The 14,136-nt window shown below is 69.6% G+C and carries 14 protein-coding genes; 8 read left to right on the top strand and 6 right to left on the bottom strand.

Going from position 1 to position 14,136, the window contains the following annotated elements; genetic code table 11:
* Window positions 1-2: 2 nt before the first annotated feature.
* Entirely contained in the window at window positions 3-815 is an 813-nt protein-coding gene (locus tag AB5J62_RS11110) for an LLM class flavin-dependent oxidoreductase (RefSeq protein ID WP_370948112.1), read from the bottom strand.
* Window positions 816-832: 17 nt separating this feature from the next.
* Here AB5J62_RS11110 and AB5J62_RS11105 point away from each other — a divergent pair, with 17 nt between their 5' ends.
* The 3 genes from AB5J62_RS11105 to AB5J62_RS11095 all read left to right on the top strand — a co-directional run bounded on the left by AB5J62_RS11105 (window position 833) and on the right by AB5J62_RS11095 (window position 2,911).
* Complete coding sequence (locus AB5J62_RS11105) at window positions 833-1,312, top strand: HAD domain-containing protein (RefSeq protein ID WP_370948111.1); 480 nt, start codon at window positions 833-835, stop codon at window positions 1,310-1,312.
* Between the two features lie 90 nt (window positions 1,313-1,402).
* Window positions 1,403-1,975 (top strand): dihydrofolate reductase family protein, encoded by a 573-nt coding sequence (locus AB5J62_RS11100; RefSeq protein WP_370948110.1) that lies wholly within the window; start codon window positions 1,403-1,405, stop codon window positions 1,973-1,975.
* 81 nt (window positions 1,976-2,056) lie between these two features.
* The gene (locus AB5J62_RS11095; protein ID WP_370948109.1) at window positions 2,057-2,911 is read left to right on the top strand and encodes a class I SAM-dependent methyltransferase; all 855 of its coding nucleotides are present in this window, start codon (window positions 2,057-2,059) and stop codon (window positions 2,909-2,911) included.
* On the opposite strand, the gene AB5J62_RS11090 is transcribed toward AB5J62_RS11095, so the two are convergent.
* On the bottom strand, window positions 2,880-3,719 hold the full coding sequence (locus AB5J62_RS11090; RefSeq protein WP_370948108.1) for a DUF4436 family protein: 840 nt from the start codon (window positions 3,717-3,719) through the stop codon (window positions 2,880-2,882). The genes AB5J62_RS11095 and AB5J62_RS11090 overlap by 32 nt on opposite strands.
* Before the next feature lie 109 nt (window positions 3,720-3,828).
* On the opposite strand from AB5J62_RS11090, the gene AB5J62_RS11085 reads away from it, so the two are divergent.
* The 5 genes from AB5J62_RS11085 to AB5J62_RS11065 are packed head-to-tail and all read left to right on the top strand — an operon-like array spanning window position 3,829 to window position 7,372.
* Window positions 3,829-4,146 carry a YciI family protein gene (locus AB5J62_RS11085; RefSeq protein WP_370948107.1) on the top strand — a complete coding sequence of 106 codons (318 nt, stop codon included), beginning with the start codon at window positions 3,829-3,831 and terminating at the stop codon, window positions 4,144-4,146.
* Complete coding sequence (locus tag AB5J62_RS11080; RefSeq protein WP_370948106.1) at window positions 4,143-5,360, top strand: RNA polymerase sigma factor; 1,218 nt, start codon at window positions 4,143-4,145, stop codon at window positions 5,358-5,360. The genes AB5J62_RS11085 and AB5J62_RS11080 overlap by 4 nt, the downstream gene beginning before the upstream one ends.
* 7 nt (window positions 5,361-5,367) lie before the next feature.
* Complete coding sequence (locus AB5J62_RS11075; RefSeq protein ID WP_370948105.1) at window positions 5,368-6,180, top strand: hotdog fold thioesterase; 813 nt, start codon at window positions 5,368-5,370, stop codon at window positions 6,178-6,180.
* A gap of 26 nt (window positions 6,181-6,206) precedes the next feature.
* The gene (locus tag AB5J62_RS11070) at window positions 6,207-6,989 is read left to right on the top strand and encodes a DddA-like double-stranded DNA deaminase toxin (RefSeq protein WP_370948104.1); all 783 of its coding nucleotides are present in this window, start codon (window positions 6,207-6,209) and stop codon (window positions 6,987-6,989) included.
* Window positions 6,977-7,372: an Imm1 family immunity protein gene (locus tag AB5J62_RS11065; protein ID WP_370948103.1), complete on the top strand. Its 396-nt coding sequence runs from the start codon at window positions 6,977-6,979 to the stop codon at window positions 7,370-7,372. Before AB5J62_RS11070 ends, AB5J62_RS11065 begins: the two co-directional genes overlap by 13 nt.
* 86 nt (window positions 7,373-7,458) lie before the next feature.
* Here the strand turns inward: AB5J62_RS11065 and AB5J62_RS11060 are convergent, their stop codons facing one another.
* The 4 genes from AB5J62_RS11060 to AB5J62_RS11045 form a co-directional block, all read right to left on the bottom strand.
* Window positions 7,459-9,036: an ABC-F family ATP-binding cassette domain-containing protein gene (locus AB5J62_RS11060; protein WP_370948102.1), complete on the bottom strand. Its 1,578-nt coding sequence runs from the start codon at window positions 9,034-9,036 to the stop codon at window positions 7,459-7,461.
* A gap of 523 nt (window positions 9,037-9,559) precedes the next feature.
* Window positions 9,560-10,546: a methyltransferase gene (locus AB5J62_RS11055; protein WP_370948101.1), complete on the bottom strand. Its 987-nt coding sequence runs from the start codon at window positions 10,544-10,546 to the stop codon at window positions 9,560-9,562.
* 23 nt (window positions 10,547-10,569) lie between these two features.
* Window positions 10,570-12,474: a hypothetical protein gene (locus AB5J62_RS11050; protein WP_370948100.1), complete on the bottom strand. Its 1,905-nt coding sequence runs from the start codon at window positions 12,472-12,474 to the stop codon at window positions 10,570-10,572.
* Window positions 12,471-14,126, bottom strand: a complete 1,656-nt coding sequence (locus AB5J62_RS11045; RefSeq protein WP_370948099.1) for a hypothetical protein — start codon at window positions 14,124-14,126, stop codon at window positions 12,471-12,473. Before AB5J62_RS11045 ends, AB5J62_RS11050 begins: the two co-directional genes overlap by 4 nt.
* Window positions 14,127-14,136 lie beyond the last annotated feature (10 nt).

The raw sequence follows: 14,136 nt of genomic DNA, 5'->3' as shown, positions 1-14,136 counted from the left end.
CCTCAGCTTGCCGGACCATCGCGCACGACGCCGCGCACGGTGTCCAGCGAGACGCCGTGCGGGGAGAACTGGGTCAGCCACCAGGTGGCGCCCGCCTTCTCGTACAGCGACAGATCGGCGCCCGGCGCCACGTCGACGGCCAGGTCGAACGGCGTCGTCAGCTCACGCAGGTCCGCGATGGTCTCGGCGACCTCGGCCACCTGATCGGGATGATCGAGGTTGACCGGGAAGAACCCATCGCACCGGGCCGCCCGGCGCAACGGCTTCATGTTGCCGGGGAAACCTGCCGCCCAGATCGGCACACCCGGCCGCTGCACGGGCGTCGGCAGGAACCTCATCCCGTCGACGACATAGTGCTCGCCGTGGTGGCGCACCGCTTTGCCGGTCCACGCGGCGTTCAGGATCTCCAGCGACTCGTCGAGCATGGCGCCCCGCACCCGGGGATCGAGTTCCTCGCCGGTCTTCGAGAACTCCTCGCCGAACCGGTCCTCGCCGATCCCGACGCCCAGCGTGAGCCGCCCGCCGCTGAGCTGATCCAGCGTCGCGGTCTCCCTGGCGACCTTGGTCGGCCGCCGCCGCGTCAGCGGGGTCACCATCGGCCCGATCCGCACGCTCTCGGTCGCCGACGCGATCGCCGCCAGCACGATCCACGGGTCGGCCACCTGCTTCACCGGCACCTGCCAGCGCACGTGGTCCCACACGAACACCCCATGCCAGCCTGCTTCTTCCGCCTCCGCGGCCAGCCGGGCGACCTGGATCGGGTCCGCGAGTTCGTCGAAGATGGGCAGCCAAAGTCCTGAACGCAGTGCGGTCATGATCTGTATTGTGCGGTGTGACCGGTTCTCCTGCGGTGCTCTTCTTGGACGTCGACGGCCCCCTGATCCCGTTCGGCGGCCGGAATCATCCGGTTTTCCAAGCGAAAACCGCCAATCCGTTGCTGCGCAGGCTCGATCCGTCACACGGCCCGCGGCTGGCCGCGTTGCCCTACTCCCTCATCTGGGCGACGACCTGGATGGACGACGCGAACGACGCCATCGCGCCAGTACTCGGCCTGCCCCGGCTGCCGTTCGTGGCTTGGCCTGAGTCGCCCTTCGACGACGAGGACGAGCGCGCCGGCCTGCACTGGAAGACCCGCGCGCTCGTCGAGTGGGCGGCGGGCCGATCGTTCGCCTGGGTCGACGACGAACTCACCGCCACGGACCAGGCGTGGGTCGCCGAACACCACGCGGGCCGGGCTTTGCTGCACCGGGTCGATCACCGGCTCGGCCTGACCGACGCCGACTACGCCCTGCTCGCCGACTGGCCCCAGTGAGCCAGGTCACATTCGATCATGTCGAGAAGCGATTCGTGGATTCGTCCCTGGGGTGTCCGCCACCGAGCACACCGGCCAGAGGAGAAAGTCATGCGCAAGCTCGTCGTTCAGCAATGGGTCACCGTCGACAACATCGCCGCCGAGGAGGACGGCGGCCTCAGCTTCGTGTCCGGTGAGCCCTTCGACGACGCGGTCACGAGCCCGTTCAAGGAAAGCGTGATGGCGTTCATCGACTCGGTCGACACGATGCTCATCGGCGCGAACACCTACCACCAGACCAAGGGTTACTGGCCGTACGCCGAAGAGCAGGGCGAGTACGGCCGGAAGTTCAACAACCTCGCCAAGGTCGTCGCCTCGTCGACGCTGACCGAGGCGCCGTGGGGTGACTTCCCCGCGGGCTCCGTGACGAGCGACCCGGTCGCCACCGTCCGCGAGCTCAAGGCGGGCAGCGGCAAGGACATCCTGCTCTGGGGCAGCCTGCGGCTCATGCGCTCGCTGCTGGACGCGGGCGCGATCGACGAGGTCCGGCTGATGGTCTGCCCGGCCGCGCGGGGCAAGGGGATCCGCGTTTTCGAGAACACGCACGACCTGAAGCTGGTCGAAGCCGCCGGCTTCGAGAACGGCGTGGTGATCATGCGGTACGCGATCGAGCGAGCCCGATAGCTGACGGAGGTGCCCTGGGCGTGCGAGCGCCCGGCGGCATCTCGCGGTTAGACTCGGACACCGAGTCTGGGGAGAAAAACCGTGCCTGAAACGCCGAACGTCGACGCTTCCAACTCCGATCAGTACGCCATGTGGGACGGCGGCAGCGGGTCCTTCTGGACCGCGCGGGCGGACCGGTTCAACGAGGGCATGGCCGGATACCACGGCGCGCTGGTGAAGGCGGCCGGGTTCCAGCCGGATTCGCGGGTGCTGGACGTCGGGTGCGGCAGTGGCCAGCTCACGCGGGACGCGGCCACCGCCGCGTACGAGGGTTCGGCGCTCGGTGTCGACCTGTCGAAGGCGCAACTGGAACTCGCGCGCTCGCTGGCCGTGCGGGAACGGCTGGGCAACGCGACGTTCCTGCAGGTGGACGCTCAGGTGCACGACTTCGGCGAGGCGCGGTTCGACATCGCCGTCAGCAGGCACGGGACCATGTTCTTCGGTGACCGGCGCGTGGCGTTCGCCAACATCGCGCGTGCCGTGCGGCCTGGTGGGCGGTTCGTGCAGCTGACCTGGCAACCGGTGGACCGCAACGAGGGCCTGACCACCTTCCGCACCATCGCGGCGGGCGGGAAGGAAGTGCCGCCGCCGCCCGCGGACGCGCCGACGCCGTTCTCGCTGAGTGATCCCGACCGGGTGCACCCGCTGCTGCAGGAGGCGGGGTTCACCGACATCGAGATGACCGGGCTGACCGTGCCCATGTACTACGGCGCCGACGTCGACGACGCGTACGACTTCATCGCCGACGGCTTCAGCTACGAAAGGCTGGACGACGACGTCCGCTGGCAGGCGATCGACGCGCTCCGGGCCGACATCGCCGCGCACCTCACCGAGGAGGGCGTGTTCTACAACGCGGCGCACTGGCTCATCGAGGCTCGGCGTTCGCCCGTTCGGTGATCGCGCCCGCCACGACCGCGACCACCACGCTCACCGCGATGACGGCCTCGGCCCAGTAGAAGGCCGTGTAGTCGAGCAGTGAGCCGATCGGCGGCGTTCCCGGCGCGATGTTGCGGAAGCCCGCGAGCGCGAACAGCGTCGCCGCCATGAAGCCGAACGAGGGCCACACCAGGCCGCGGCGGCGGCTGACCAGGTGTTTCGCGCCGAGCAGCACCGCGATCGCGAGGCCCCACATGGTGATCATCATGAACACGGCGAAGATCAGCACGCCGCCCGACCGGCTGAACCGGACCTCCGCGCCGCCCACCCCGTTCGCGGCCTCGTAGGCGTGCACCGACAACCCGAACAGGCTGTCCACCTTGTCCAGGGTGAACAGCACCGGCGCCTGCTCGCCGTTCATCTCCGCGGCGAACTGGATCTTCGCGTCGTAGCTGTCGAACGGGTAGTCGGTGACCGTGCCGCCGGACAGCGCGATGGGTAGGTCGGCGCCCGAAATGCGTTGGTGCGCGGGGAAAACCTGGTCACCACGGAGGCTGGACGAGTTCAGCAGCCGCAGCTCGGCGGTCGGCGCGGCGCCGTCGTCTTCGCCGAACCTGCCGCGGGGGACCGCCAGCACGCGCAGCACGGCCTCGCGCCCGGCCGCGTCGATGCGCTGGACCGTGGCGTAGACGTCGATGCGGTCGGGCACCTCGGTGCCCGCCGAGTGCCAGGTGTCCCCCGCCGACCGGTCGGCCGCGTGCAGCCACACGCCGAGCCCCGCCGCGACCACGACGAGCAGCGGGACCAGCAAGAACTTCAGCTTCGGCATGGCGGAGATCGTGTCAGCGAACATCCTCGCGCGCTGGATTTGTCATGCTGACAGGTGAGGTGTCCGTCCGGGCCGGTCCCGTTCGTCGGAAGGGTATGAGGAGGCGAGCATGAAATACGTGCTGTTGATCTGCGGCGACGAGACCACCACCGAGACCGGCTGCGGCGGTTGGTCGGACGAGATGGCCGAGAGGGGCGTGCTGGTCCAGGCCGGGGTCGGCCTGCGGCCGCCGAGCGACGCGACCACCGTACGGGTGCGCGACGAGGCGGTCATGCTGTCCGACGGCCCGTTCGCCGAGACGAAGGAGCAGATCGGCGGCTTCTGCGTGATCGAGTGCGCCGATCTGGACGAGGCCATCGAGATCACGGCGAAGCATCCGATGGCGGCGTGCGGGGCGATCGAGATCCGTCCGCTCTGGCAGCCGTGAAAGAGGTCGAGCGCGCTTTCCGCGACGAATGGGGTCAGGTGGTCGCGACCCTGATCAGGATCACCGGCGACTGGGACCTCGCCGAGGAATGCGCGCAGGAGGCGTTCGCGCTGGCGCTCACCCGCTGGCCACGCGACGGTGTCCCGGCGCGGCCCGGCGCGTGGCTGACGACGGCGGCGCGCAACCGGGCCGTCGACCGGCTGCGCCGGGAGACGGTCGGCGCGGCCAAGCTGCGTGAGGTCGCCGCGCTGACCGCCGAGCCGGAGCCGGACAGCGACGAGAGCGGGGTGCCCGACGACCGGCTGCGGCTGATGTTCACCTGCTGCCACCCCTCGCTGGCGATCGAGGCGAGGGTGGCGCTGACGTTGCGCACGCTCGCCGGGCTGAGCACGGCGGAGATCGCGCGGGCGTTCCTGTCGGGCGAGGCGGCGATGTCGAAGCGGCTCACCCGCGCCAAGCAGAAGATCCGCAACGCCGGCGTCCCGTATCGCGTACCGCCCGCGCGGCTGCTGCCGGAGCGCACGCCGTCGGTGCTCGCGGTGCTGTACCTGCTGTTCAACGAGGGCTACTCGGCCACGGCCGGCGCCGATCTGATCAGGCGCGGGCTGAGTTCCGAGGCGATCCGGCTGGCCAGGGTGCTGTCGCGGCTCATGCCCGACGAACCGGAGGCCGCCGGTCTGCTCGCGTTGATGCTGCTCCAGGACGCCCGGCGCGACGCTCGGCTCGACGCCGACGGCGATCTGATCACGTTGGCCGACCAGGATCGAAGCCGCTGGGACCGCGACGAGATCGCCGAGGGCACGGCGTTGCTCGACGACGCGCTGCGGCTGGGCCGTCCGGGTCCTTATCAAGTGCAGGCGGCCATCGCGGCTTGTCATGCCGCCGCGGCGAAGGCGTCCGAGACCGACTGGCCGCAGATCGCCGCGCTGTACGGCAGGCTCGCGCTGCTGAATCCGTCGCCGGTGGTCGCGCTGAACCGGGCGGTCGCGGTCGGCATGGCCGAGGGACCGGCCGCCGGGCTGCGGCTGGTCGACGCGCTGGCCGACGAGTTGCCCGGATATCACCTGCTACCCGCGACGCGCGCTGATCTCTTGCGACGGCTCGGCCGTGACGCAGAAGCGGCGGAGGCTTATCAAGCCGCGCTCGCGCTGGCCACGACAGACGCCGAGCACCGCTATCTCAGCAAGCGGCTGGACGAGGTCAACGGCCGCTGAGGGTGCCATGATCGGAACCGTGGACAACGACTGGCTCGACGAAAGCCCGTTCCTGCGTGACCTCGGCGTCCGGTGGCACGACGGCGAGGTCGTGATGACCGTGACCGAACCCCACACCGCCCACGGCGCGCTGCACGGCGGGGCCACGGCCGCGCTCGCACTGGCCTCGGCGCAGGCGAGCATGCGCGCGGCGGATCCCTCGGCCGACCCCAGCACCACGTCGTTGCACGTCACCTACGCGCGTTCGGGGCGAGGCAAGACTTTCACCGCGTCGACGACCACGCTGAGGCTCGCGCGGGAACTGGGTTTCCACCAGACCGAGATCAGGGACGAGGCCGGGCAGGTCATCGCGGGCGCGTCGAGCACGCTCTCCGACGGCAGGCAGGGCAGCGGCGTCGCGCCCGCTTCACCGACCCCGCCGGGCGATCCCGCGGTCTTCACCAAGGCCGCCGAGTCGATTCCCTTTCTGCGCGAACGGAAGCTGCGTTTCGAAGGCATCGGGCCGGGGGTACTCGAACTGAGCATGGCGCCTGCCGAGCGCAATCTCGACGCCAAGGGCAGGCTCGACGAAGGCGCGCTGGTCACGTTGATCGACATGGCCGGCACCAGCGTGCCGTGGACGCTCGCGAAACCGGGCAGAGGCGGCGCCACGATCTCGTTGCACGCCCAGTTCCTCGGGCCGCCGCCCGCCGAACCAGTGACCGCGCTGGCGACCGTGCGGGCGCAGGACGAGCGGGTGTTCTGGACCGACATCACCGTGTTCGGCACGGCCGATCGGCGCATCCACGCACTGAGTCAGCTCGCGTACCGGTTCGGCTGAGTCGCGGAGCTGGGCAGGGGGCGAGGTTGGGCGACGTCGAAGCAATCACCAACGCGGTCCGCGAGGCGATCAAGACCGCCGGAGTGGGCACAAGGCTGCTTGAGCAACTCGCTGCCGACCACGGCCTGCTTGGTGAAGCGCGCGACTTGTACTCCGAACTGTTCGCAGGAACTGAGCTGGAGCAGCTTGGTGGCCATATCGACGAGCAGCGGCAAGCGATCATCGCGTTGGTGGATCTTCTCGACCGCGCCCAACGAGACCTGGCGGCATACACGACCCGGATCGCGGGGCCGTCGGCCGAGCCCCAGGTCGGCGCACTTGCGCGGAAGTCTCACGACCGCGGCCAGCCAGAGGCGGACACGACCTCCGCAAGACCGGCACCGGTCTCGACAGAGCGGCTCGACGAACTGCGTGCCGAGCTGCCGCCCCCGGTCGACTCCGGAAAGGGCCAGAAGACACACGGGCGGTGGATCGACGGCGAAGGCCGCGCCTACGCCGTGATCAGCCAAGCTGACGAGTGGAAAGACGAAGTCAACACGATCTTGGAAGAGGAAGGGTGTCCCCGCGTGCCGATCGCGCGGGCATCCGACGTCGAGCTGCGGCTAGCCGCGCGAATGCGGCAAGAGGGCAAGACCGACCCGAACATGCGACATGTGACGCTCTTGATCAACAATGTCCCCTGTGACGGCTTCTTTAGCTGCGAGAGCCTGCTCTCGGTGGTCCTGCCTCCGGGCTACACACTCACTGTGCACGGTAAGAATGGTTACGTTAGAACGTTCACAGGAGGTGGCAAGCCATGGTGGCGGTGACCGCGTACTTCACACGTGAGGCCGAGACGCTCAACAACCCGGCAGATGCCGACGCCCTTCTTACGCGCATGGAAGCGGCTCAAGGGTCAGGCGAGTTACCGCGCATGGCCGAACTGGGCTTGACCAGTTCGACCCCGTGGGGCGTTCTTGAGGTGGGTATCAACGGCGAACGCGGCTTCGTCACTCATATCAGCCCGTCCGGAAGCGTGATCAGCTCAAACGGGACGGACTCACCCGAGATGGTCGAATATGACCACCAGGAGCACGTCCGCGACGTTCCGGCGAGCGCCGAGATCCCGGTCGGCCAAGTACGCGAAGCCGTCCGCCAGTTCGTGGAGTCTGGTGGCTCGCGTCCCGACAACATCGCCTGGACCGAGGTCTAGCTTTTCGGAACCGCGGCGTTCGGTTCGGCTGAGTCGCGGAGTAAAGCGGGCTTTATCCCGCGGGATAAAGCCCGCTTTACTCCGGGTCAGATCGCCAGCCGCGACCAATTTCGGGTGTCGCGCAGGAGCTGGCGGTCGTGCGTGGCGATCACGACCGCGGCCGGGGTGGCCGCGAGCGCCGCGGTCAGCTCGTCGACGAGCGTGGCCGACAGGTGGTTCGTCGGCTCGTCGAGTAGCAGCACGTGCGGCCGGGCGGCCAGTACGAGCGCCAGGTCGAGCCGCCTGCGTGCGCCGATCGACAGCTCGCCGATCGGCCGGTGCAGGTCGTGCCTGGCCAGCAAACCCAGCTGTCCCAGGCCTTCCGCGCCCGCGTACAGCTCCGCCGCCGTGCGGTCGCCGGGCAGCGCGGACTCCTGGCCCAGCAAGCCGATCCGGGCGGGCCGGGCGCGGCTGACCGTTCCGGTGCCGGGTTCGAGCACGCCGGCCAGCACGGCCAGCAGCGTCGACTTGCCTGCGCCGTTGGGGCCGGTAACCACGAGGCGATCGCCGGAATCCAACGCCAGGTCGACCGGACCGGCGAGTCTGCCGGGCACGCTGATCCCGTTGGCGCGCAACAAAGTCGCGCCCGGATGCGCGGGCAGCTCGGGCATGGCGAAGCGGGCGGGCGGCGACGGGATCGCCATCACGTGCGCGGCCAAGTCCTCCTGCCTCCGGTGCACGGCACGGACGAGACCGGGCGCACGCGTGGCTCGCGTGTGCCTGCCGTGCCCTTTGGCGGGTCGCCAGTTGTCGCGCAGTCGGTTCTGCGCGGCGGACAGGTCGTCCGACAGGCGCTGGCGCTCAGCGAGTTGCTCGGCGTGCAGTGCCTCCCAGCGGGCGCGTTCGGCCGCGCGGGCCTCGACGTAGGCCGGGTAGCCACCGCCGTACACCCTCGGCCTGCCATCGCTGGACGGGTCGAGGTCGACGATGGTCGTGGCCACATCGGTGAGCAACGCCCGGTCATGGCTGACCAGCACGACCACGCCGGGGTAGGCACGCAACTGCTCGGTGAGGTGCTCGAGCCCGGCCGCGTCGAGATGGTTGGTCGGCTCGTCGAGCAACAGCACCGCGTGACCGGCGCCGAGCAGGCAAGCCAGCCGGACGCGGTGACGCTGCCCGACCGAAAGCGTGCCCAGCGGACGGCTGCGGTCGCTGACGGCGTTCAACGCGGCGAGCGAGACCTCGACGCGCCGGTCGGCGTCCCACGCGTCGAGTGCCTCAACCTCCGCGAGCGCTTCGGTGTAGGCGTCGTCCGCGCCGGGCCGTCCGTCGGCGAGTGCGTCGGTGGCGCTTTCGAGCCTGGCCAGCGCGCCGCGGACGGCGGACAGCTCCAGGTCGATCAGCGCGCCGACGGTCTGCGACGCGTCGAGCGGGATCTGCTGATCGGCGACACCGAGTGAACCCGCGCGGTGCACCTCGCCGCGATCGGCGGGCAGGTCGCCGGTGAGTACCCGCAGCAGGGTGGTCTTGCCGCGGCCGTTCTCGCCGACCACGGCGACCCGGTCACCGGCGGCCGCGACCAGGTCGACCCCGGCGAGCACCGGCCGCCCGCCGAACGAGAGATGGACATCGGACACGCGGACATGCGCCGTGCGGGCAGGGGCGAGCGAAAGGTGAGACGGCATGAAAAGGTTCCTCTGAATGAAGATGACGCGCTGACAGGACGAACCGGGCGCCGCGGCAGGCGGCGCCGGTGAGGTGGTTCTCGTCCCTCAGAGGAAGAACAGCTGCGACATCATGATCACGAGCCTAGAGCAGCCCCACCGTCGCTGTCGCCCGAATTAACGGCTCGTGCGCGTTGCGGCGGCTCTTGGCCGGAACCCCGAAGCTGGCGCGTCCCATTCGCCCGGCCGGGGGTCGTGAGTGGTACGGCCGGTTCTAACCGGTCTAAACACTCACGACCCCTGCCCTCGCCTGGCCAGATCGTGAACGAGAGGTTCCCCCGCTGTACCCAACGCAGCAGGGGACCCCCTCGCTCAGCCGCGACATGCCGCGCCTCGCGATGTGACCTCGTCAGCCCGGCGGGGGGTCGTGAGTGTTTACGCCGGTTAGAACCGGCCGGAACACTCACGACCCCAGGTTTGGCGAGGTCGTCGGGGCTCGTGCGCGTTGCGGGCGGTTAGAAGCGCCCGCAACGCGCACGAGTCCTTAGGCGAGGCGGAACTCGAGGAGGTTGCGCTGCTCGGTCAGCACGACCGCCGTTTCGAGTGCCAGGCCGTGTGCCGAGGCGAGTGCGTGGAACTCGTCGAGGCGACGTTCTCGGCCGCCGAAGATCGCGAGCATGGCCAGGTCGAACTCGGTGTTGTCCTGCCGCCCGCCGAGCGCCTCGATCACCAGGACGCGGCTCGCGGGAGTACAGGCCTCCACGCAGCGCGCGAGGATGCGATGCGCGTTCGCGTCGTCCCAGTCGTGGAGGATGTCGCACAGCAGATACGCGTCCGCGCCCGCGGGGAGCGGGTCGAAGAAGCTGGACGCGGTCACCTGCGCCCGGTCTTGGACCTCGAACAAGCTGAACGTGCGCGTGGCTTCCGTCGCGGTCGGGTCGAGGTCGACCAGATGGCCGCGCAGCGAACCGTGCGCGGCCAGTATCGCCGCGAGCAACGTCCCGTGGCCGCCGCCGACGTCGACGAGTTTGGTGAAGCGGCCCCAGTCGAAGCCCGCGACGAGACCGGGGATCTGCGAGCGGAAGCGGTGGGTCATCTGCTCGTCGAAGGACGCGCGCAGGTGTGGCTGCTCGGTGAGGTCGGTCCAGAAGTCCTTGCCGAAGCGGTGGGTGTAGCCGGACTCGCCGGTGGTGACGCTGTGCAGCAACTCGACGAACGCCAGGTCGGCGCGGCCGCCTGCCATGTCGAGGTGCAGGAAGTTGGTCAGGCCGTTGCCCGCGTCCGCGCGAAGCGTCGCGCCGAACTCGGTGGTCCGGTATCCCTCGGCCACCCGCTCGACGATGCCGAGCGACGCGAGATGGCCGAGCAGGAGTTCGAGCGAAACCGGTGACACGCGCAGCTCGGCGGCCACCGAAGAAGCGGAAGCGCCCTCGCAGAGCCGGTCCGGCAGGCCCAGCGTCACCGCGACGCGCAACGCCATCGGGGTCGCCAGGCCTGCCAGGTTCCGGATCTTGGCTACGTGATCATTCACGACTGTCGAGGGTTCCAGGCGTGTCAACCGATTAACGGCCCGCCCGCCGGCGCCCACGCGGACCAGCCGCCGCTCGGGGTGACCTGGTAGCGGCCGTACAGCGTGCGGCTGCCTGCCAGTACGTCGATCCGGCCGTCGGCGTTGGTGCCGAAACCGGAACCTGTCACGCCCGCGCCGAACGTCTCCCACGCCGACCAGCCGGTGCCGTTCTCCCAGCGATGCTCGGTGGTGATCCCGTTGGCGGCGAACACTTCCAGTCTGCCGTCGGCGTTACGTCCAATGTGGACCCGAGCGCCGGGAGGTCCGCCGAAGGCACTCCAGCCCGACCACTCCCCCGCCGATTGGGCGCGCCGCGACGTGCCCGCCGCACCTCCCGCGATCAACTCAAGCGAGCCGTCCGGACGCCGGTTGAGCGCCAGGTGCGCCACGCCGGGCACGGTCCCGAACGACTCGAAAGCCTTCCAGCCGCCGCTGGGCACGTCCTGCTGACGTCGCTGCACGGTTCCGCCAGAAGCGGCGATGACCTCCAGACGACCGGTCGCGTCGAGACCGGTGGCGACCACCGAATCGGCGGGACCACCGAAAGGTTCCCAAGCCTGCCAAGCACTTCCGGCCTGCCAGCGATGGAAGATGCCCTCAGATCCGCTCGCGAAGACCTCCAGTCGCCCGTCGGCGTTCTGAGCGACCGTCAGATCGTGTGCCGCCGTGCCGAAGTTCTCCCAGCCCTGCCACATATTCGGTGCCGATTGACTCCGATGGTCCACTCTGCCCTCGCCGGAGGCGAACAGCTCCAGCCGCCCGTCGAGGTTGCGAGCCGCGGACAGCTTCGCGGATTTCGGTCCGCCGAAAGGAAACCAGTCCGACCACGGCCCGTCGCGCACGGTCTGGTAGCGCGACCACACCTGGTCCTGCCCGCCCGCGAACGCCTCCTGCCTGCCGTCAGCGCCGGACACGATCACCACCCGGCTGCTCGGGTCGGAATTCGCGTCGGCCGCGTACCGGCTGCTGCCCGTGCCGAATTCCAGCTTCGCCAGCCACACCCCGCGCTGCCCCCAGCCCGCATGACTGATCCACCAGCCGCCGTCGGCGCGCACCAGCTCCGCGGCATGGCTGAACACGTGCCCGGACAGCTGATCGGCCGTGAACCGGAACGGATCGTCGCTGGTGAACACGTCCGTGCCGACGTAACCACCACGCGGGCCGAGGAACAGATGCCACGCCCCCGCCTCGAACACCACGAACGGCGACTCGGTGTTCCCGCCGCCGAAGCCGCGCGACGGATCGGTGAACGCGATCGACCGCGCACTCCAGTGCACCAGGTCGGCGCTGGTCCGGTAGGCCACCACGTGGTTGCCGCCACTGGGATCGCTGGTCGCCGTGTAGTACATGACCCATTGCCCGCCGATGCGCACCACGTACGGGTCACGCGCGACGGCGCCGTCGCGGAACAGCGGCCCGCTCGGCAGCCGGGTCCAGGTGAACAGGTCGGTCGACGTCGCCAGGCTGATCGCGTGCCGCGAGCCGTCGGCTCCCCCGCCCGCGTAGAACATGTAGTACGTCGAGCCGTCCTTGATCACGTGCGGCGCCCACAGGTGGGTTTCGCCGTACGCGGGGTCGGTTTGCAGCACCGGAGCCTGTTTCGTCCATGGGCCGCTCAGGCTCGGCGCGGTGGCGTGGGCGAAGGTGTCCTCGTCCTCGTCGACCGCGGGCTCGGTGTGCGTGATGCCGAACAGGTGCCAAGTGCCTTGCGCGTCCTGAATGAACGTGTGGTCATTGATGTACCTGGCCTGCTCGTCGCTCGGGTCGTAGATCTTCACGAACGGCGCGGCTCCGGTCTGCCCGGACGGCGCGGCGGCCGCCGCCGGCGGTGCCGCCCCCACGAGAACCGTGAGGACGAGCACCGCCAGCAGCGCGTGGACGCGGGTCATCCGACCGCCGGGCCGGAACCGTTGAGCCAGCCCCATTCCGACCAGGTGCTGAACCCCGTCTGCCAGCGGTGGTACACCCCGGCCTGGCTGGTGCCGAACACCTCGATGCGGCCGTCGGCGTTGGTGCCAGCGGCGATTTCCGTGCCGCCGGTGCCGAAGTTCTCCCACGCGGAGAAGACCGCGTTCGGGCGGCTCTGCCAGGTGTGGCTCGCGGTCGAGGCGTTGACCGCGAACAGTTCGATGCGGCCGTCGACCGAACGCGAAGTCGCCAGCTCGGCGTTGGCGATGGTGCCCGAGCCCTCCCAGCCGGACCACGCGGTGGGGCTGGTCTGCCAGCGGTGGAACACGCCGCTGCCGTTCGACGCGAAGACGTCTAGCCTGCCGTCCTGGTTGTAGCTGACGGTCACGTCGTGGCCGCCGGTGCCGAAGTTCTCCCATGACGACCAGGCGCCGTTGACACCGGTTTGCCACAGGTGCTCGAACGTCGCGTCGGACAACGCGAACAGCTCAAGCCGCCCGTCAGGCGCGTTTTCCACGGCCAAGCGCGAGTTCGCCGGGCCGCCGAAAGTGCCTTCCCAGTTCGACCAACCCGCGTTCGGCGCGGTCTGCCAGCGGTGGAACACGCCATTGCCGTTGGACGCGAAGACCTCGATGCGGCCGTCGGCGTTGTTGCCCGCGGCGACGCGGTAGCCACCGCCGCCGAAGTTGGCCCACGACGACCAGTTCCCGCTGGGCGAGGTCTGCCACATGTGGTCGAAAGTGGTGTCGGACAAGGCGAACAGCTCAAGCCTGCCGTCCGCGTTCGACGCGATCGTCAGCTGCGCGTTGCGCGGGCCACCCTCGGCGCGCCACGTCGACCAGCCGGCGTTCGGGTCGGTCTGCCACGAGTGGTAAACGCCGTCGGCGCCCGCCGCGAAGGCCTCCAGCCTGCCGTCGGCCGAGCGCCCGGTCACCACGCGGCCGTTGCCGAACGGGTGCTTCGGGCCACCGCCCATGCCGGACCACAGCGCGTTGACGATCGTCGTCGCGTCGCCCGCCTCGACGCCGTACAGGTAGCGGAGGTCTTCACGCGGACGCTGCACGTCCGCGGCGACCTCGCCGATCGGCGCGTTGTTCCAGGAACCGTTGGGGTAGAACTGTTCCATCACGTCGAGGAACTTGTTGGTCGCGTGCACCGGGTCCATGCACTCGGCGGGCGAGCCCCAGCCCTGCGACGGGCGCTGCTGGAACAGGCCGACCGAGTCGTAGTCGACGGCTTCGCTGTAGTTGTTGATGCTCGACTCGACGATGATCGTCGCGACCGCGATCGCGGCGGCCTTTTCGTTGAGGCCACGGGCTTTCACCGCCTGCGTGACGACTCGGGCGCACGAGACCTTGTAGCCGTTCATGTACCCGGCCATCTTGTTGCGCAGCTGCGGGTTGAGCTGATCGGCCATGATCCCGTCGGACGCCGACGGGCCCGCCGGGTCACACGGCCCGGTCGGGATCGCCATGCCCCTGGCTGAGCCGACCTCGGGCGAGTCACCAGGCTGGTCGCCGATCGGGCCGGGGATGGGTGGTGGCGCGGCGAGTGCGCCGGTCGTGGTGCCGATGATCGCCGCGGCGGCGAGTGCGACGCCGACCGCGGCGCGCGTCAAACTACGTCTGTTCATGTCTTTTCCT

It is taken from the genome of Amycolatopsis sp. cg5, assembly GCF_041346955.1.
GTDB lineage: Bacteria > Actinomycetota > Actinomycetes > Mycobacteriales > Pseudonocardiaceae > Amycolatopsis.
This window is presented reverse-complemented; position numbering and strand designations above follow the sequence as displayed.

What these genes read in the sequence shown, in the direction of transcription:
- AB5J62_RS11110 (WP_370948112.1), bottom strand. Translation starts at nt 815, where the DNA reads ATGACCGCACTGCGTTCAGGACTTTGGCTGCCCATCTTCGACGAACTC.
- AB5J62_RS11100 (WP_370948110.1), top strand. Translation starts at nt 1,403, where the DNA reads ATGCGCAAGCTCGTCGTTCAGCAATGGGTCACCGTCGACAACATCGCC.
- AB5J62_RS11090 (WP_370948108.1), bottom strand. Translation starts at nt 3,719, where the DNA reads ATGCCGAAGCTGAAGTTCTTGCTGGTCCCGCTGCTCGTCGTGGTCGCG.
- AB5J62_RS11085 (WP_370948107.1), top strand. Translation starts at nt 3,829, where the DNA reads ATGAAATACGTGCTGTTGATCTGCGGCGACGAGACCACCACCGAGACC.
- AB5J62_RS11075 (WP_370948105.1), top strand. Translation starts at nt 5,368, where the DNA reads ATGATCGGAACCGTGGACAACGACTGGCTCGACGAAAGCCCGTTCCTG.
- AB5J62_RS11065 (WP_370948103.1), top strand. Translation starts at nt 6,977, where the DNA reads ATGGTGGCGGTGACCGCGTACTTCACACGTGAGGCCGAGACGCTCAAC.
- AB5J62_RS11060 (WP_370948102.1), bottom strand. Translation starts at nt 9,036, where the DNA reads ATGCCGTCTCACCTTTCGCTCGCCCCTGCCCGCACGGCGCATGTCCGC.
- AB5J62_RS11050 (WP_370948100.1), bottom strand. Translation starts at nt 12,474, where the DNA reads ATGACCCGCGTCCACGCGCTGCTGGCGGTGCTCGTCCTCACGGTTCTC.
- AB5J62_RS11045 (WP_370948099.1), bottom strand. Translation starts at nt 14,126, where the DNA reads ATGAACAGACGTAGTTTGACGCGCGCCGCGGTCGGCGTCGCACTCGCC.